This window comes from Rhizobium ecuadorense (genome assembly GCF_001187535.1).
Classification (GTDB): Bacteria; Pseudomonadota; Alphaproteobacteria; order Rhizobiales; family Rhizobiaceae; genus Rhizobium; species Rhizobium ecuadorense.
This window is the reverse complement of record NZ_LFIO01001525.1, coordinates 1-19,407: the sequence shown is the minus strand read 5'-3', so window position 1 is coordinate 19,407 and position 19,407 is coordinate 1. Positions and strand designations below refer to the sequence as shown.

At 58.8% G+C, this 19,407-nt stretch carries 8 protein-coding genes and 5 pseudogenes; 9 read left to right on the top strand and 4 right to left on the bottom strand.

The window, feature by feature from the left end:
* Together AF337_RS31615 and AF337_RS41145 are read right to left on the bottom strand one after the other, a co-directional pair.
* A pseudogene (locus tag AF337_RS31615) lies at positions 1–623 on the bottom strand (hypothetical protein); the annotation flags it as partial.
* Positions 624–1,429: 806 nt separating this feature from the next.
* A pseudogene (locus tag AF337_RS41145) lies at positions 1,430–1,977 on the bottom strand (transposase); the annotation flags it as partial.
* 654 nt (positions 1,978–2,631) lie between these two features.
* Here AF337_RS41145 and tssK point away from each other — a divergent pair.
* From tssK to AF337_RS31570, 8 genes and pseudogenes are all read left to right on the top strand, one after another.
* A complete protein-coding gene (gene tssK / locus AF337_RS31605; RefSeq protein ID WP_010069402.1) occupies positions 2,632–3,987 on the top strand; it encodes a type VI secretion system baseplate subunit TssK in 1,356 nt (451 codons plus the stop codon).
* A 7-nt stretch (positions 3,988–3,994) separates the two neighbouring features.
* On the top strand, positions 3,995–5,215 hold the full coding sequence (locus AF337_RS31600) for a type VI secretion system-associated FHA domain protein (RefSeq protein WP_012489523.1): 1,221 nt from the start codon (positions 3,995–3,997) through the stop codon (positions 5,213–5,215).
* Positions 5,215–6,504, top strand: a complete 1,290-nt coding sequence (gene icmH / locus AF337_RS31595) for a type IVB secretion system protein IcmH/DotU (protein WP_012489524.1) — start codon at positions 5,215–5,217, stop codon at positions 6,502–6,504. The genes AF337_RS31600 and icmH overlap by 1 nt, the downstream gene beginning before the upstream one ends.
* 9 nt (positions 6,505–6,513) lie before the next feature.
* Positions 6,514–10,119: a type VI secretion system membrane subunit TssM gene (gene tssM / locus AF337_RS31590; protein ID WP_012489525.1), complete on the top strand. Its 3,606-nt coding sequence runs from the start codon at positions 6,514–6,516 to the stop codon at positions 10,117–10,119.
* A 296-nt stretch (positions 10,120–10,415) separates the two neighbouring features.
* Complete coding sequence (locus tag AF337_RS31580) at positions 10,416–12,032, top strand: hypothetical protein (protein WP_012489526.1); 1,617 nt, start codon at positions 10,416–10,418, stop codon at positions 12,030–12,032.
* A 99-nt stretch (positions 12,033–12,131) separates the two neighbouring features.
* Positions 12,132–12,370: pseudogene (locus tag AF337_RS31575) on the top strand (SIR2 family protein); the annotation flags it as partial.
* Between the two features lie 823 nt (positions 12,371–13,193).
* A pseudogene (locus AF337_RS41135) lies at positions 13,194–13,520 on the top strand (carbamoyltransferase N-terminal domain-containing protein); the annotation flags it as partial.
* A 191-nt stretch (positions 13,521–13,711) separates the two neighbouring features.
* A complete protein-coding gene (locus AF337_RS31570; RefSeq protein WP_012489527.1) occupies positions 13,712–14,722 on the top strand; it encodes a LysR family transcriptional regulator in 1,011 nt (336 codons plus the stop codon).
* A gap of 209 nt (positions 14,723–14,931) precedes the next feature.
* Here the strand turns inward: AF337_RS31570 and AF337_RS41130 are convergent.
* Together AF337_RS41130 and AF337_RS31555 are read right to left on the bottom strand one after the other, a co-directional pair.
* Positions 14,932–15,489: pseudogene (locus AF337_RS41130) on the bottom strand (radical SAM protein); the annotation flags it as partial.
* A 2,251-nt stretch (positions 15,490–17,740) separates the two neighbouring features.
* Positions 17,741–18,628: a hypothetical protein gene (locus tag AF337_RS31555; RefSeq protein WP_008536079.1), complete on the bottom strand. Its 888-nt coding sequence runs from the start codon at positions 18,626–18,628 to the stop codon at positions 17,741–17,743.
* Between the two features lie 523 nt (positions 18,629–19,151).
* On the opposite strand from AF337_RS31555, the gene AF337_RS31550 reads away from it, so the two are divergent.
* Positions 19,152–19,407: transposase (locus AF337_RS31550; RefSeq protein WP_049735245.1), on the top strand; the 256-nt coding region annotated here is incomplete at its 3' end.

The following is a 19,407-nucleotide window of genomic DNA, read 5'->3' as shown; positions in this document are numbered from 1 at the left end:
AGCCTCGCCTGGTCCTGGGCCGACACCGTCCGGAACGCCGCTCGATTGACGAGATCGCCCGTTGAGGCCCCCACGATTATGCCGGCATTCGCGGCGCTGAGATCAGGCGCCAACGCCAGCGGCCTTTGAGCATATAACGTCTGCCTGCGGCTGGGCCTGGGATCTGCGTCCTTCTCAGTAGTCCGCCTCTTGCGCCCGCCACCGGTCGGATCGCTGGGCTCCGCGGGCACCTCGGACATGGCCGAATGCTCCTCTCTTCCACCCGGCACCTCGGTGGGCCCGGCAACCGCTGAGGCTTCTAAATTCCCAAGGCCATGCAGCCCCCCGCGCTGAGGGCCAGTCTCCAGCGGCTGGCCCTCGACGAGGTGAATAGTGCGATCGGCATTATTGTATTCATCTGTTGTCCTCGTGAGGTTGAACGCGGTCTCTGCCGGGACGACCGGAACTCTCGTCAGTTCCGTCATGTCAGCCATCATTTGCGGGGTTTGTTCTTCAGGGCTTTGAAGCTCGGTCGGCGGGCTTGGCTGGTCGACGCTTAGCCTTTCCACGTAACGCAATACCGAATTCTCTTGCCAGATGTCGTCCGAATTGAAGTTGTCGGCCACTTGATCGACACGCGCCACTGAAGACTGCGCTCTTTGATCCGCTGGGTGCCGGCCCTCATCCGGCCGCGAAGAGCCCTGCCCCTTAGTCCGAGGGTCCCTGTCAACCATGCTCACCCCCCTGGGATATGGCCTTCAGGAAACAAGGGGTCAGCTGTCGGGCACCGACTGCTGACGGAAGGTCAGAATTTATCAGGGGCTCAAGCGACTTAACCAGAGTGCAAGGGGCGCGACTGCGACCATCGACCGCTCCAGCTTGCCGAGCCTCGTTCGGACGCCGCTCAATCACCGTGGGTCCCGTTTTTTGCTGTTGTGGCATGGGGCGGCTCTGCGGAATCGAGCTCAGGTGACGGGAGGCCGGCAGATCCCGAAGACATGGCCAGGCCGTTGATAACTGGTAGCGTAAACGCATCATTGCAGCAGAACCTCAAAAACCACGGAGAAGAGCCCGCGATTCAAACTAGCGCAGTCCCGGTATTGGATTGCATGCACAGGTGATATGCTCGCATCCGGTTAGTGAGCGGCTATGGCGCAGCTCCTGCGTGAACCCATAACGACAGCGGCGATCCTTCGAGAGATGCAGCGACGACCCGTTCTCCAGACCGGAGGTCCGTGCTTGATGTGGCGATCGGCACGGATTGCTATCAACGCTGACGGCCGCCGGTGCCGCGCAAGCCGGTTACGACGAAACATCGACATGATCTCTTCTATGGTGGGATTGGCCCAACGATACCAGGGTAGTGGCAACTGTCGCCAATTGCGGCGCCAGTGAGGTCGGCCTTCGTCTTCGAACTCCTTGCTGGCTTCCGCTAAACAACGCGGCCTTATCACAAAAGGCTGGGAGATTTAACGATGATCCCGGCATCCGGACTTCTGCGCATTGCCGGCCGGTAATAGCGCGAAAGACTTGCAGCAATCGCAGCGCCGGCGGCACCCGTGACTAGTATCCGCACTGCCTGGCCCGTAACAATGCGCTGTGACCAGCGGAAGCCGATCTCGTGGAAAGACAAGGCATGCTGCGGGCTGATATGATGAAAGACGCCGGCAATGGTGCGGCGGACCCGGGACTTGAAACCTCCCACCGAGTGGACGGCGACTTGGACGAATTCGCGGCTCGAATGCTTTACGTTCTCATGCGTAGCAAAGCTCTTGCCAATCGCCATGAACGCCTCACCGCCCATCAGGCAGGTTGCGGTTCGATCCCTTTCGCCGTCGCGCGCCCTGCATGTATCGAAAGGCCTTTTCGGCCCCGTCCAGGCGGTAGACCGTCCGGATCCATTCTCGGTCGCTCACCGAGATGAAAACGGTCGATCTCCACCGTGCCATCTTGCATGTGCTCGCGCGCCAACATGAGGCGCAGCGCATATCCCATTCGCTAGCTATTGGGCATCACCAAATGTGGAAATGCCTATCTTCGCCGCATGAATGATCCATGCCGCCAGGGCTGCTATCCCGCACCTGGCGCGAACCGGGACTGCAACCGGTTCGTGGATCGTGTCCAGGAGGTGGTTGTCTAATCGCTAAACTGGTCGTCAAGGTGCTTTAGGGGCGGCGGCGCGTGAAGACGATGTTGGCGGCGGCACTGCCTCAGCGTATTCAGGAACATTTTCGACGAGGCAATGCGCATCACGTGTCACCTTGCCTGTTGCGCTGCTCTTTTGGCCCCGTACTTGCGGCGCCGGGTCTCAAGGCTTCCGGGCGGTCATTTGCGAGATTCATCCCGTACGAGTGACAGGACAGGCGAATTGGCGCGTTGTAGGTCAGTGTGAACATGAACGACCAATAAGGCTCTGAGGGCAACGGGCTACTGAGCGACAGTCTAGATGAGACCCCTTGCTTGTCGCGCTGCAAGGGGGCTCATGACCAATCCTGATGAGCTTCGGCGCTTGCATATCTGAGCTGTCCCGACACGCGATGCCCTTCTACCAGCGCATTGTTGGATATCAGATGTGCATGCAAGGGGGCAGTGAAGCTCTGCTACTTTTACGGAGAAAGCCGTTCTGTCAGGTGGACGCGAGGCGAGTCTTGAATGTCGTGGAATAATAGGGTCGTCTGGTCGGAGGGCTTGTTCCTCCGCCCGCAGCATTTTCAGCAGGCCGATCGTCACGTCGAACAGCTGGTGCGCAGCAGGACGGCGGTTTTGCATGGGTACGGGTGGGGTATCAGCGAGCTGCGGCTCAATCGAGAGCTGCTTGGTCTCGGTAAGATCGCCATCGAAGCGGCTCGCGGCGTCTTGGAGGACGGGATGCCCTTCAGTATTCCTGACGAAGCCAACCAGCCAACTCCCTACGACGTTCCGCCGGATTTTCGAGATTCGCTTATTCACTTGGCGGTACCGTTTTATCAACCCGGCGCTCTTGAAACCGACGCGCAAGCGGGAATTGACGTACCTATCCGCTTCGCAGTCTCCACTGAGGATGTTGTCGACACCAACGCTGGCGAGCGAGGCAGCGCCTCCATCGACGTAGCGAGGCTGGATTTTCGACTGCTGCCGGACGCGGCAGACCGGTCTGGCTACACTTGCATCCCAATCGCCCGTATCATAGAGGTCCGGGCCGACCGACAGATCATTCTGGACGAAACGCACGTGCCGCCAACCCCCGACTGCGCCAGCTCCCGGGTCCTCTCGAACTACATCACTGAGATCACCGGCCTGCTTCACCATCGTGGTGAAGCTCTGGCCACTCGGGTCTCCCAGTCGGGAACGAACCGGGTTGCAGAGCTCGCGGACTTCCTTCTGCTGCAGGCGATCAATCGGTACGAGCCGTACTTCTGCCACCTATCCAAGGCCGCCGTTGTAAATCCGGAATCGCTGTATGTTCTCATGCTCCAGTTGGCGGGTGAACTAGCCACGTTCGCCCGCGTCGATAAACGTGCCCCGACCCTTGGTGTTTACAAGCACGACTCTCTCGCGGAGGCGTTTTTGCCAGTGATGCAGTCGATCCGGGCTTCGCTGGGTGCAGTGATTGAGCAGACTGCGGTCCCCGTACCGCTGCAGCGGCAAAAATACGGTGTCCATGTGGCCGAGGTGGCCGACCGCTCTCTCTTTACGACCTCGAGCTTCGTGCTGGCTGCTCGGGCTGATATTGAGGTCGAGCGCCTCCGGCGCGAGTTCCCGTCTCAGATTAAGATCGGCCCGGCGGAGAAAATCACGGAACTCGTCAATGTCGCACTGCCCGGCATTATCATCAATCCCCTACCGGTCGCGCCGCGTCAGATCCCGTTCCATGTTGGATTCAGCTATTTCGAGATCGATCAAAATAGCCGCTTCTGGAAGGATATGCCCCAATCCGCCGGCTTGGCGCTGCACGTTGCTGGCGACTTCCCAAATCTCGAAATGGCTCTCTGGGCCATCCGAGCCGGACAGAACCCACATTTGAGTTAGCCCACCAATGCCCCTCACGCTACGTGTACACAGCAATAGATGTAGTTTTCCGGAATATCTCGTGCCGGGCGACGCGGCTGGTGGACTGACTACCAGCCGAGCAGGCAACAGCCTGGTTCTGCCGGATGATCAGCAGATGGTCTCGAAATCCCACTGCTCAATCGAGTGCATGGCACGGCGATACGTACTGATCGACCGAGGCCGCGACGACACATGTCAAAATGACGAGGCGATGCCGCTTCCGTCAGAGGCGCCGGTCGCCCGGAAAACCAGCGATGTTATTCAGATCGGCGCCTATATGACCGATGTCGTCGCGGTGTCGCCTTCGATATCCATTGCGGAGAGTGCCGCCGAACCGGAGGGACAACTTGCAGCGACAAGTGAGGAGTTGAGTCTTCTTGGCCCCCTCGAAACGGCCTCGTCGCTCCTGGCGGGCAATTGCACCCGGGGTGAAGAAGCGCTGCTGGACCTGAGGGACGGCGAGTTCCTACCATTGCCGTTCTTAGGCACTCGTTTAGACGCGCTGGCGGGCATGATGAGAAGTCCGTGGGATATCTACGCAGACAGTGTGCCAGATCGGGCCCCCATCTTGACGCAACCCAAGGTGGAGCAATCATCTCGCCAAGAATCATCGAGCGGCGGTCACGGCTTTCCTTGCCGCCTGCGGCTTATCATTGGCAGATGTCCGGAATGCCGGCATCGTAAGCGTGCTGGATCGTGCAGGGAAAATGCTTCTGTATTCCGCCGCGCTGCACAGCATACTCTCCGAGCGAGAGCTGGCGAACAATTATTCAGAAATAAGAGTTCCGACGAAAAAACCCTGAGTCTCGTTCCCGATGTCGGTGAGGCGTTGCGCGCAGTTCTGTGCAATGACTCCAGCGGGTCCCTCCGCGGAGACCCGGCCGTTGAGCAAGCCTTCACCGACCGTGGGACGCATGACGTGTCATTCGCGGCTGTGCAGAAGGCTCTGTCCAGCGTCCGTGCACGCTTGTCCCTAGCAGGGATCGAGAAGGCGATGGGGCGGCCCCGTTCCCTTTTGCACCGCAACCATAAGGCGCGAAACCGGAGTGCGTACGTGCGCGTCTTCAATGACGTCGTATCGAGCATCGAAACCGATTTGCTCCGGAGCTTCGGCGCCGACTTCGCGCGCCCAGTGCGAGAGCGTAGTCGACCCGCCCGCCGATCCCACGATGAGAGCGTCCGCTCCGAAGGGAAGTGGGCGGGTTGATGATGGTGATTGAGGAAACGATGCCAAAATCCCAGCCACTCGTCCTCCTTCACGCCGAGGAGCAGTTGGCTGTCCCTTCGCCGTCATCGCCAGTGGCGGACGAACTTACCTGGGAGATGCTTGCGCTCGACCGACTTAATCCACTGGTCGCGGCCGCGGCGGCGCTGCTGGGTCTCAGCGCTCAGCTCAAGAGCAGTGCTAGCCATATCGACGTTGAAGCACTGCGCCTTAGGGTGCTGCGGGAGATCGATGCTTTTGAGCGTCGGATCACGCCGCTCGGATTGCCCTCGCGAGCGATCAAGGTCTGCAAATACGCCCTCTGCGCGACCATCGATGACATCGTTCTGAACACAGCCTGGGGCAGCAACAGCGTCTGGACGACGCGCAGCTTGGTGGGATCGCTGTTCAGCGATACCTGGGGCGGCGAGCGCTTCTTCGATCTGCTGACGCAATTGAAAAATGAACCGGCCATCAATATAGAACTGCTGGAGCTGCTCTACTACTGCATGAGGTTGGGCTTCGAAGGCCGCTACCGCGTCACTGCGGGAGGAGCCGCAGAGCTCAGTGTGCTGTGCGAAGACGTCTACCGCCTGATCCGAGCAGCCCGTGGTGACTTCGAGCGCGAACTATCCCCGCACTGGCGGAGGAACTCAAATAATCCGAAGCCACGCCGCACAATCGTTCCAATCTGGGCCGTCGTAGCGTTTGGGGCAGGATTACTCCTCTCGATCTATACCGGACTCCTGCATGCATTAAATGCCCGCGCCGACGCTGTCTTCAACGATATCGCGACATTGCCGCCGAACGGCGTTGTCAGATCGGCGAGAATCGCATTGCCACCAAAGGTTGTTATGAGCAGCGACCGACTGCGTAACTTCCTCGAGCCCGAAATCCGCGAAGGGCTTGTCACTGTGTCCGAGGACCCACAGCAGATCGTCGTTATCATTCGCGCCTCCGGGATGTTCGATTCTGCTAGTCCGGAAGTGAAGAAAATGTTCCTGCCGCTTCTTTTACGAATTGGTCGTTCTCTGAACGGTGAGTCGGGATCGGTCCTCCTGACCGGGCACACCGACGCCATTCCGGTGCAATCACTCGCCTTCCCTTCAAACGATTCCCTTTCGCTCGCGCGTGCGAGCGCAGCTGCCGAGATTATCAAATCCATGATGGATGACCCAGGCCGCGTGCGAGAAGAGGGCAGAGGGAGCGGAGAACCGGTCGCTTCGAACCACACGCCCGAGGGCCGCGCGCGGAACCGTCGGATTCAAATCATCATCACAAAGACACAATGAAGACAAGCCATGCAGTCAATCAAGAAAGCGCTTAGGTGGCAATGGCTCCGTGTCGGCGGGGCGGCGATCGTATGTGCCTTAATCTTCACGCTCGGACCGCATATCTCGGTCGGAGGATTTGCGCCGCTTGACAGCCTTCGCAGCCAGATCGCGGCATCGATGCTGATTCCGGTCGGATACACCGTGATCTACTTGATCCAGTCCCAGCTTTACAAGGTTCAGGCCTATTTTGAAGACCTCGTCCAATCACGAGTGTCGGGAGCGCTGGACGCGGGTGGGGCCGAGCAGAAGAAGGGAGACCCAAGGCCTTCCGACCGAAGTGTGGGGCAAGCCAGCACGCTTGCTGAAAGAGAGCTGGAGGCGATTCGTCATCGTTTCCGCGAGACCCTTACCACACTCAAGGGGCGCCGCTACGCAGGAGGTATCAGCAGGCGGTGGCTCTATCAGCGGCCCTGGTATGTGATGATCGGTCCGCCCAACTCGGGGAAGACCACAGCAATAGTCAATTCCGGGCTCAGCTTTCCGATGGCGGCGAGGTCCGGTCTGAGAGCCGCCGGTGGGTTAGCGGGTACGGAAAACTGCGACTGGTGGATCACCGATGACGCGGTGTTCGTCGACACTGCTGGGCGCTACACGGTACAGGAGGGTGATGCAGACCGGGACAAAGCGGTTTGGCGTGGCTTGCTTCGTATGCTCAGACGCTCCCGGCCACGGCAGCCGCTGAACGGTGTCTTAGTCACGATCGCAATCAGCGAGCTGAATTCTACATCCGAGGAAGTGCTCGCCGATCGCGCGCGCTGTATCCGTGAGCGGCTCCTCGAAGTGTACAGGGAGCTTCGCCTGCAACTGCCGATTTATGTGCTTTTCACTAAGAGCGATCTGCTGGCGGGATTTGTTGAATTCTTCGACGATCTGGGTCGCGAGGGGCGGGAGGCGGTGTGGGGGTTCACCTTTGCGCAAGAGGCGTCGGAGGACGAAGGCGATCCGATGGCGTTTGCCGCAGCATACGATGCGCTTGTTGGCCGCCTAAACGAAAGGCTGCTTGAACGAATGCAGCACGAAAGCAACCTCCAGCGTCGTGCGCTCATGTTCGGCTTCCCACAGCAGGTCGCTAGCCTCAAGCACCTGACGCAACAGTTCTTGAAGGAAGCCTTTGGCGGGAATTCGTTCCAGGAACCGCTTATGCTCCGCGGCGTCTACTTCTTAAGCGGCACGCAAATTGGCATGCCCTTCGATCGAGTTGCGAACGCCAGATCTCAGACCTTCGAGATCGCTCAGCCGCCCTGTACAGCGCTTCGTGGCCCGGGCCGTAATTATTTCATCAGCCGGCTGCTGCGCGAAGTCGTTTTCGCCGAAGCTGGGCTCGTCGATGCCAATCACCGCTTCGATCGGCGCCAGCGGCGGATCCGGTATGGCGCCTACACGATGATAGCGGCGGTCATTGTTACCGCCAGCGTCTTATGGACGTTCAGCTATATTCGGAATGTTCAGCTGATCGAGAGCGTTCGCCTAATGGCTGGCAGCTATGCCAGAGGGGCTGAAAAGCTGAAGCTCGACCGGGTTGAGAGTGGCGATCTTCGACCCATCCTGCCACTGCTTCAGCGGCTGCGTGATGCCAACGGCGACAGCGCGGGCGGCCGCCTATCAAGTTCGGGTCTCGACCAAAGTAAGAAAATCAAGGTTCAGACGCTCGCGGCGTACCGCCGCGCCGTGAACACCATCCTGCTGCCGCGGCTGATGTTCCGGTTGGAAACCTTATTGGTCGAGCGGCACGACGATGATCAGTTCGTCTACCAGGCGTTAAAGGTTTACCTGATGCTGGGTCAGCAGGGTCCGCTCCAGCGCGCGGTCGTCAAAAACTGGATGGCTGCCGACTGGCGAGTGATGTTTCCGGCCGAAGCCGATGCCGGCCTGCGCAGCGCGCTCGCTGATCACCTGGATGCACTCATGGAAGGGCCGCTGCCCCATAGTGAGCTTAATGGCGAACTGATCGAGAGGAGCCGCGCGAAGCTCCAGACCGTCTCGATGGCGCGCCGCGTCCTCGACATCATCGCGACCAGTCCCGAAGCCTCGCGGGCGCCAACCTGGCGTCTGGCCGACCATGCCGGGCCGCTGGCGCAGGGCGTCCTGGCTCGCAAATCGGGACAGCCGCTCAGCGAGGGGGTTCCTGGCATCTACACGAGGGCGGGGTTTTACGGAACCTTCCTGCGATTGCTGCCGCAAGTGGCTGACGCTGTCGCTGCAGAAGGCTGGGTTCTCGACTCACAGGTAGTCGCGCCGATTGCAGCCGGTGATGTGAGCCAGAAGCTGCGGCGTTCGGCGGCGGATCTCTACGCTCAGGAGTTCGCGTTGCGCTGGGACCAGCTCATTGGCGATATGTCCATCCGCCCGTCTGGGGGTATCGATGACGCGCTGCGCACCTTGAACACGCTGTCCGCGCCGACGTCACCAATGCGCCTGTTCCTTTTCGCGGCGGCGCAGGAGCTAAAGCTCAAGCAACCACCGGCTCCCGAGGACGGCTTGACGAAAGGTGACAGTGTCCCCCAGGGCGAGGTGTTGCCAAGCGAGCTCGAGGCACTGTTCCGGTCTCAACCGGCCGCGGACACGCCTGAAGCTCACGTCCAGCTCTATATGGGCGATCATTTCCGGTGGCTGCACCAGCTGGTCGAAGTGCCGTCGAACAGCCAAGCGGGCGCGCAGGCGCCGATCGACAGTGCTCTCCGGGATCTCGGCGAACTGTATCGCTCCCTCAGCCAGGCGCAGGGGCTGGCGGGTTCGAACATCTTGGAACACAACGGGCAGGCGGGCGTCGCCATCCAACAGATCGAGGCGGGGGCGGCCGATCTGCCCGAACCCATCCGGCAATGGATCCTCGGCCTCAGCCGCCACAGCTCGGACCTAACCGTCAGCGGCATGAGGCGCGGGTTGGCGAGCGGTTGGGCGGGCGGCCCCGGCGATTTGTGCCGACGGGCTACCGAAGGACGGTATCCCTTCGCGAGCGGATCCCGCCGGGATATCCCTTTGAGCGATTTCGCCCGGCTGTTCGGCCGCAAGGCGGAGATCGACACTTTCTTCGCCGAGAACCTTTCCCCATTCGTCGACAAATCCAAAGGTTCGTGGCAGTTTCGGCCAACGAGCGGTGTCGATTTCCCTATCGGCCGCAATACCTTGGCCCAGTTCCAACGGGCAGCCACGATCCGCGACACCATGTTCGATGATGCCGGCCAGGTGTCAGTTGGATTCCTGCTCACCGTCGCCGAGACCGATCCGTTGACAGACCAGGTGGTGGTAGACATCGACGGCCAGCGCCTCGAACATCGACGAGGAACGGCCGCCGCGGCCATGCATTTCCATTGGCCTACGGCCGGCGGCGTCGGCGGCGCTTCCGTCGCTTTCATCGGTTTTCAAGGCGCCACCCTCTCCAAGAGCGGCCATTGGGCGCTGTTTCGCCTCTTAAATGAGGCGGATAAGCAGCCATTGGGAGGAGGGGACCTTATTCAGGTACGACTGGTGTCCGGTCGCCATTGGGCGGTTTTTAACCTCCAGCCTGACAGCGTGATGAGCCCGTTGTCCCGCAATCTGCTGTCAGAATTCCGATGTCCAGATTTCTTATGAACGCCGGGATAGCATCCGACTGGCGCTGGGAAAGCCCTATGGGGTCACGAGACGCCCACGCAGGTCTGCGGCGGGAGAGGTCGGCATGTCGGTTGCCGGCCGGATCGGAGGCGGTCACGGCTGCGACTGGCGGCGATCGTCGCTTGATCTCGGCGCGCCGCTTTCCCGCTCGACTAGACCGCTGGAGAGCGCGGTCACCTCCATCAGGCAGATCTTCGGGAAGTTGGGTGATCAGATCCTGTCCCACCCTATCAACCGACGTACACTGATCTAGAACAGGAAACTGGAGAGATATAATGGCCGGAATGAAGCACAATAGGACAAGAGCGAAGAAATTTCTGCAGTTGATCGACCAGACGAAGAACAGAGCGGATTTGGAGTTCTGCTTTGCGGTCGGCACGGTTGGCGATCTGCGGAAGCCTGCTGTCCTGGTGAGTAAGAAAAAGCTCAATGGATTGGCACAAACTTTGAAAAACATGCCTTTTGAAGATGATGAGGATAGTAGTAAGGAGAACTTTTCGCTTCTGCGGAGAGGCACGGGCAGGATGAACGAAAACGGCGTTATCCTCGTCAAGTTGGCTGATGGTGGAAAGGCCGGGTTCCCGCAGGTCCAAAAGGTGATGAAGAAGTATTTCGTGAACTTCCGCATGAGGTTGCCTGACATGCAGGAAGCAGGAATCTTAACTGAAGAAGACATTCAGCAGTTTGAGATGAACGCCGAGGAGAACTCCCAATTTCTTCCACCCGACGACTCTGAAGAATTCAATCGGCCGATGACGGCGCTCGATAGCGCGGAAGGGAACTCTGCAGGGAGTGTTGAAGAAACTGAAGAGAGAAGCAAGCGTGAAGGCGGGGCTGAGCTCCTGGAGCAGCTTCTCCCGGAAGTGAAGGAGGGCATTGCCGCCGCGGCCGCGACCATTTCCAATCACGCAGTAAGTCTCAGCGCGCAAATTGGCGCGGGACAGACCGCAGAGTTGTCCCATCTGACCACGAAGATCGCGGATTGGCTGCAACGTGTGCTGGCTGCGACGCCTCCGGAAGAGCAGGAGGCAACGCTGCACAACTTCGCCGGCCGACTTCTGTTGATGCTGGCCTATCCTGAGAATCTGCGAAATCTTCAATATGTGGATGACATGCCCGATGGGGCGGGGCAGGGCGAGACAAACGGCGACCGCCGCGAAGAGGTCGTGGTGAATGGGATCGATCTGAACAGAGTTCCAACGGGCGCTCTCGATCAAGACGAGGTAGTAGAGTCCTTGTTCCGTCTGATCAAGGCAAAGGCTCAGGAGCGACAGCTTTCTTATCCGCTAGAGAACGCGAATTCTGAGAGGATTGCGAAGATAGTGTCGTCGCAATGGCCGAAGGAACTAGGCGATGCAGCCCGTAGGCGCGCGGTTGTGGAGCGTCTGATCGCAGCGGTGGTCCCGCGGCTCGGTAACGATGATCAACTTCTGGTCCTTCTTGGCATCGCAGACCAGCCCGAAAGGACCAAATCCATCGAGAACTCGGTCGAAAGTATCATAGCTATATGGCAGGCTCATCTCGACACTGCCTTGACGCTGCGGGATGAGGTAAAGAGCAAGATCAACCAGATGGTCGATGTGGAAGCCCGCGGCGGAACGTGGAGGTATGTCGACGACATCTTCCTGCAGTTCGGAGGAGAGCTTTCAGATCAGCTCTCCGCCATCACCGAACGCAACGGTGAGGCACTGTCGAGCGCGACCGAGCGTGTCCGAACCACAGTCCAGAAGAAGCTCGATTATCTCAACGGCAGCGACATTGTAGCCATGCTTGACAATCCTCCAATCGACATCGGTCCGGGCACTATAGGGCAGACGCTGCGGGAAGGGCTCGCGGCCATCACCGATGGACTGAAGCGCATCGAAACCTCGCGCGCCGCGCCCGCCGCGTAATAATCGCCTGTCTCGATGCCGGCCGACCCACCGGAAGGCCGGGCGAGCAGGCCATCAACGGCCTCATCAGCGACGGAAGGAGTTCCGCCGCTCAGGTGGGTCAGCGAAGCGGTGAAGGAGCGGCGCACCAACAGAGGCTCTTCTTCATCGGCTGCCGCTTCAACGACCAGATGCTGCGCACCTACGCCCGACGGATCATGACGCGATCCAACGCACCACGTTTTGCGGTGCTGGATGCGGCAGCGCCGACCAACAACCAACGCCGTTTCCTTGCAGCAAGCCCGATCACGCTTATCGACGTGCCGACTGGCGAAGCTGCGGCTAGGTTTATCGGCTGAAAACCAGAGTAGAGAAGGAGTGTTGCGGGTACGACGATACACGAGGATTTCGGAGATCGGTCGTCGGCACCGACGTCGGAGGCGGATTTGCCGTAAACGTTGATCATCACGGCCGCTGTTTGAAAGTGCCGCTCGCCTTGCTATGAATCCACCCATTCCTTTTTGCACGCATTCCATCCACAAAAACGATTTTACTGCTCAAAACGATTGCCCTTAGAAAACGCTGAAGAGCGCTGTGTAGATTATGTGGAGTTCTAAAAAAATGGGTCCTCAGGTGCGGAGACGATGCTGGAAATTCGACCTGGAGCCCTCTGTCAGTTGCCTGGCCTCGATTGTTATCTTACGCTGGTCGTGATCGGGCAGAATCTTCACCGTTGCTTCTCCCGTTTCAGTGCTGATAGGGCTCTCACAAGAAGCACTGTTCCCTGGTCGACTAACCTGTGAGTGCATCTCCCACAATCACTAGAAGCCAGAGCAGGCGCGCTCGCAGCCGCGAGGACTTGGTCTGCGCCTTTTGCAGGGCCACCAAACCTCGTGATGTTTTCTTGCGGCTGTCGGGCCGAAATATGAAGGATTGAGTGATGTGGATAGGTTAGGCAGTTCTGCTGCAAGCGCTTCGGCCCGGGTTTCTGTGCGGCGTCGCAACAATGATCAAGAAGGTTGCGCAGGATCGGTTGTCGGCAATGTCGCCGCGCCGGTCACTAATGGTATCGGCTTCGACCCCGTGAGCTCTAGCTGCACTGTCAAGCGCCACCCTATGAAACTACGAAGGCCGGTGGCCAGGCCAGAGCGACCTACCTTCCGAAACGAACTGGAGAGCAACATGCTGTGTCTAGGGCTCAGTGGCGGTCTAAGCAAAGATTACGAAAATTCGTCCGATCTACCGAGCACCTTTATGCACGATGGGGCTGCGGTTCCCGTTCGCGACGGGCGAGTGATAGCGGCGGTCGAGGAGGAGCGCCTTAACCGGATCAAGCACTCCAACAAGTTACCAATGCGTTCGATTCAATATTGCCTCGCATCTGCAGGTGTTCACCTGAGCGACATCGACCGCATCGCGTATTATGCGACCGAGGCCTATTGCAACGCTGTGCTCGAGCGCGTGCGCCTCTTTCACCCAAGCACCCCAGCATCGGATCCGAGACTGTTGCAACGGGCTCGGGGAAGTCGACACGGGCGCTATATTCCTGTGGGACACCCCGATGTTCCATGTGATCGCCATCGTCACACAGATCTGGCCGCCCCTTGGACGCGTGATGGCACAATGCCATGAGGTTGTCACCCGCGCTCCACCGCCGAGATGAACTCGAAAACGTTGGACCCGGAATTGATTGTTGAGGAATGAACGTCATGAAACGCTATGTAGAAAAAGAGGTGACGGATCAACTCGCTTATAGGCGAAAGATGTTGCAAGATTGGAGAGGAGAGCGCCTCACTGGACACCAGATAAACTTGGCATCAATAGACCTCAACCTCCTGGTCGCGCTCGAGGCTCTGCTCGAATACCGGAACGTGACGCACGCGGGCCAGCACATCGGGCGGAGTCAACCGGCGATGAGCCGGGCACTGGGAAGGCTGCGCGGCATGTTCAATGATGACCTGCTGGTGCGGTCTTCAACGGGTTTGATCCCAACGCCGCAAGGCGAACACTTGGCTCAAAGGCTGCCGTCGGCACTGCGTACGATCCGAGAGATGGTGACAAGCCGCAGCGTAATCTCAAAAGAATGGGGGAGGGGGGCAACGCTGGCGATCCCCGATCATCAAGCTTTGGCTGTACTACCGCGCCTCCTGCCGTGGTTACGCGAGCGTGCCCCTCATCTCGACACACTCGCCTGTTTGCCGTTTGATCGTGCCGTGCGGGGGCTTGAGCAAGGTGATATTGATTTGGCCGTTGGGCATATTGACGTGCAACTGCCTGGCTATTTTCGGCGCAGTCTCTATACAGACCGCTTCGCGTGTTTGTTGCGCCACGACCATCCCGCGCTGGCGCAGGAATGGACGATCGACAACTTCGCGACCTTGCGTCACGCTGCCATCAGTACGGACTCCCCCGACCATTTCGGCCCGATCTACGACCACTTGCCCAACCTGCGAGAGGATCGTAGTCCCATACTTTTTTCCAGCGTTCTCACGGCAGCGGTGGTGGCTTCGGGGACGGATTTGGTATTGCTCGTCCCGCGCCGCGTTGCGACCCAAGTTTCCGCGATGCTGCCGCTTAGGGTTGTTGATCCACCCCTCGAGCCGGCACCGTACAAGGTCATGCTCATCTGGCACGAGCGGTGCCATCACGACCCGCAGCATAAATGGCTGCGCAAGGAGGTCGCCGCAGCGTTGGAGACGGGAGCAGACTGACACAGAAGCGGTGATCGGGATGCTCCCGAAGCATCAAAGAGAGCAAACGGGGATTTTGCGCGGGGAGATGACCAAGAGCTCAGCGCTGCTGCGCCCGAGAGTGCCAGGCATGTTGGACGAATATCGAGACTTGGATGCCTATGTGCTCGCGGGGTCTGCTTGTATCCGGGCTTCTGCTGAGCTGCGGCTCGGCCCTGCAGTGGCGCGGATATCTTCGCGCCGGCTCTCGGATCGACCATTTTGATGGTGATCGTCAAGTGATCAACATTTATGTCAGCAGGCTCGCCGACACGGTCTGGCACTGCCGGACCGTTGGTTGAAAGACACAGCTTGATATCGGGGACCTCTGTGGCTCCGCGTGCAAATGTCGCCTTTGTCTTCTTCCGGTCATAACAGGCATCGCTTGGTCCGGCGATAAAGAGCACGGAAAGCTGAGGGACTTCATTGGCGACCGCAACGACCTTTCGCAGCGCCTGGTCAGGCGTAGGCCGGCTTTCGTTGGCGCAGTATTTACTATTGCAGTAGTTGCACTGGATATTGCAAGCTGGTGCGGCTACGACGTGCATGCGCGCGAAATAGTAGTGCGCTTTTTCTAAATAGCAGGAAAGGTCCGTGATTTTCTCCCAGACAGCCGGCTCGACGTGGTGCGGCTTTGCGGACGAACCGCACAATGACGCGGCGCAAGCAGTGGACTTCGCTGTGGCCAGCAGTTGGTTCATAGTTGTCGTGCTGGTCAGGTTCTTGAGCGAAATCATTGGTGGGGGCATTAAAGGCTCCGTTGCTGCTTAACGTCGCGGTTCAAGAAGCAAGGGCCATGCCAATGAAAATTGCGTTAGTTTTCAATTGGTTAGAGTTTTTTGTCCGGTTCCCTCCATTTGCGACCCGACATAGGGTTGTCAGGCATTCGACAATAGACCTACACCGGTAAAATGGCGGCTCGCCTCGAGTGCTTGAGTTGAGGAGGGCAGGTCGGGCCGCTCGACCACACCAGGCTTAGAACTTTCTTTCACCCCGATTTGATGCCCGCGGATGGCATAACCAGCCTAACGTGGGGTGACGCCGAGAGGCGAGCCGCCTGGCCCCAGATTTCTCCCTCGCGTCGATCAGCCGCTCCCGCTCGGTCAGACGAGCCCGATTGGGAGCCAGGCAGGATCGTTCGGATACAGGCTTTGGAGGAGACTTCGCCGAGACAGGCACCGGCAGCCCCGGCGGCCGCAAACGGGGATCCAGTCGACATTGGGCTCTTTCTGGCGAACTCGTCGATCGCATTGTCGCCGAATGGACCGTTAGCTACCTTCCACACAAGCGCAGAGAGGCCCTGGCTGTTCTTGCAGACAAAATCCAACGCACCAATGGTCCTTGATTGCGCGGGAGTTGCTGTCCTACGCACGCTGTTTGAGTTCACAGACGTTCCCTGGGAAGTGGCATTGCGAGGCCAAGTCAAGCGCCGACGGCGCGAATGTCCGTTCGCAGATGCATAGAACGCCATTTTCAACTCAAGACCAGACTTGCGACGGGCCATGGACCACGAAAATGGGTCGAATTGCATGATCGCGAAACGATCCGCGACTGTCCTATCGGTATTGCCGCGGGATAGACGGGCGGACGAGGCGGGGCTGCGCAGCTCCTTCTGGCCTGATGCGCAGGACGTTCACGGAGCGTACACGGGCTCCGCCGAGGGATTCATTGAGTTCACGCTTGGTGTCTTCAAGACCGAACCGCGCAACATCCACCAGATCACCAACGTTCTGATTGAGTTTATCAGCCCGGCTGAAGCACCTGTCGAGAGCTACTTCACTGCGCTCCAACGAGGGCCGGACTGCGGCCGGATCAAACGTTGCCAGGTTTCTCCTATGTGGTCGATATTGCGACCATTTTCTGAAAAGGGAAGGGGAGTGGAGAATTGCCGACCGCACAGTGGTCTATGATTGGCTCGAGGAGCAGACACAGCAGGCGGCGTCGCCAGAGTTTGAGCGGTTCGGTTTCAGGCAGCCGATCGGAACATCGCATTCTAACGACCCGGTCTATACGCTCGGAAGCGGCAAAGAGCATGAAAAGCCGAGGCGGAATAGCGGCGCGTTCAGCTGGTGCCGAACTCTTCTTTTCCGGGACGTGGTGCTAACTTGCTGTCATCTGGCTCCTTTAGCGTTAGATCGCATACGCCGGAGCAGGAGAAGCTAATCCATGAAGCAAGCAGACACCCGCCGTCATTACACGCGCTGCAGGCGGGATTGGCCGCGCTCTGGTCGATGCCTTTGCGACAAACGGCGACATTGTCGTTGCCGTGGATCTTCCTGGAAGCGGAACGGTGCGGTGCGGCGTTGCCGCGCGGCCCTGCGATCTTCAATGTGGCCTCGCTGGGCGGGTTGCTGGGCGCCCCAGACGCAACGGCTACGCTGCCTGGAAGGGGCCTGATCTTGATCACGAAAAGTTTGGCATGCGAGTTGGCGTCGCGTCGAGTGGGCCTGACGGCCATAAGAGCTCGGCTATGTGCGCACGCCGATGGTCGAGAACTGGAACGCGCCGACGAGACGGATCTCGCCGCTATTCGCCGACGCGTGCCGATGGGGCCCATGGGCGCGTCCCGATGATGTCGACCGGACCTTGCGGTTTCCGGTCAGCTCGCACGTCGATCATTCATCGACATCGTGTCGGACGGTCGCCTTGGGCTTGGCGACGGGTCCGGATACGAGCGATTCGAGTTCAAGCGCTTCGGTGTCGTTATTCATGAGGCGCCTGGGGAGTACCTGGGTGATCTTTTAGGGGCTCAACCAGAAGGTTTTCGAACCCGACGGCCATTATCAGAAGATACCCCCAACGGCGATATCGTTGCGGACCACCCAGAAGCCAGCCCCGCCAATCTGCATCGCGGCAGGATCGGAGTGCAGCATGAGGCGGGCCGTCGCAGAGAGTCGCAGCAATTATTGCAGTCTCTAATCTTCGCCTGCGTCCTCCCGTAATACAAGGGCGTATCAACTCAGCCGGCGGCGCAAAAAGTCCTCACGATGAGGCAAGCTTTTAGCCGCGGTTCAAATTGAGGTGTTCGAAGTACCAAGACGGGTCATCATCGGATGAATCTGTCTCGACACTGGCGTCACTCGAATGCTCCTCGACACCTGCTTCATCGTCGCTAAGATACTCCACGGTTTTAGAGAGATAACTCCAAGGTTTGTCGGCGCGCTGCCATCCACCCTTGCTATTCTTTGTCCACTTGTCGGGATGTTGCGTAGGGTCGAGCACCCAGCGATTTTCACCCACATTAACGAAACCCATCTGCTCTAGACGGGTTCCCATCTCCGGCGTAGCGGGACGTGACATGATCAACGGCTGTTCGCCGTCGAGTTGAAGTTGATGTTCGAGCAGAATATCGCCTGCGTTCTCGACAAGCGGATGAGTAACGCGAAGGTCTACAATCGACGTGATTCTTCTTCGACCGGGAAATAGTTCCCGCCACGGCTCGTTTTCGATGCTAAATCCATCCTCTGTTCTTAAAAGCCCAACGCTTCGTTCTCCCAGATCATAGCTGAAATATCGCGCGCTGGGCGTATCATTGTCGGTGCCGCCGTAGAGTCGAGCGATGGTAGCCGTACGCAGGGCTTTAGAGGACACGAAGGGCGAGTACTCTTGTGGATTGACGGAAATGTGCTTGATTTCATCACCGTAAAATTCCCTTACTTTTCTGGCAAATGTCGATCTGTCGAGCACCTTAATTGGAGGTTCGGAAGAGAGCGAGTATGGTCGCGTTGGCGACGAAGGCGAAAGAGCATGGGGATCTGGCGTTGATCGGGACGGCATGCCCGTAAGCGTTTGTGCCCCGGTCATATTCTCGATCCACCCCGCCATGGCCCGGGTGCGATCATCTTCCTCGGAAATGTTGTAGCGCAGCGATCGTTCTGAGTTATCCATGGCGGTCTCTCCTGAGAGTGAAAGGTGTGATGAAGCGCATTCTTTTCAGTCGCTTCACATGGGAACGGTGCGCTCACATGTCCGGCCTATAAAGCGGATACGTGACTGCTAGACTCGATGAAGCGGGCGGTGCGCGTTGCATGCGCCGCTCCTGATCCCTTTACCTCAGCCCAAGCCTCGAGGATCCGCGAAAGCGTGGCTCCCTTCGCCAGACCATCGTCGAATCGGCTGACAGTCCGTCGGAGGTGTCTGCGCCGCGGCAGGGCTAAGATTAGCTTGAATGTTAGAGGCGTCTCGGAAAATTTACCGCCCCGCGGGCCTGTTCTGTTTTCACCGTTGTTGGTCTCCAATTGCAGATTACGCATATGCTAGTGCAACCGGACTGGTCGCCATCATGCAAAATCGATATTCTAAAATGCTTTGGAAAAGCGGAGCCACGTGACCCCTTAGGTGGTGAAGGTGACCTGCCACTGCGAATTTCCTCCAGAATTGATTAGAGTCCGGCCCATCAAAGGACGGACGAATGAAGAAGCAGAGGTTTACCGAAGAGCAGATAATTGCGGTACTGAAGGAGCAGGAGGCAGGCGCGAAGGCGGCCGACCTCTGCCGTAAGCACGGGATTTCGGAAGCGACGTTTTACAACTGGAAAGCCAAATACGGTGGTATGGAAGTGTCCGAGGCCAAGCGGCTGAAGGCGCTTGAGGACGAGAACGCCAGGCTGAAAAAGCTGCTGGCCGAACAGATGCTGGATGCGGCCGCGCTCCGCGAGCTTCTTGCAA

Bases quoted from the DNA above. Each gene is read 5' to 3' on its own strand.
- tssK (WP_010069402.1), top strand. From the start codon at position 2,632: ATGTCGTGGAATAATAGGGTCGTCTGGTCGGAGGGCTTGTTCCTCCGC.
- AF337_RS31580 (WP_012489526.1), top strand. From the start codon at position 10,416: ATGGCCGGAATGAAGCACAATAGGACAAGAGCGAAGAAATTTCTGCAG.
- AF337_RS31600 (WP_012489523.1), top strand. From the start codon at position 3,995: ATGCCCCTCACGCTACGTGTACACAGCAATAGATGTAGTTTTCCGGAA.
- icmH (WP_012489524.1), top strand. From the start codon at position 5,215: ATGATGGTGATTGAGGAAACGATGCCAAAATCCCAGCCACTCGTCCTC.
- AF337_RS31570 (WP_012489527.1), top strand. From the start codon at position 13,712: ATGAACGTCATGAAACGCTATGTAGAAAAAGAGGTGACGGATCAACTC.
- AF337_RS31555 (WP_008536079.1), bottom strand. From the start codon at position 18,628: ATGGATAACTCAGAACGATCGCTGCGCTACAACATTTCCGAGGAAGAT.
- tssM (WP_012489525.1), top strand. From the start codon at position 6,514: ATGCAGTCAATCAAGAAAGCGCTTAGGTGGCAATGGCTCCGTGTCGGC.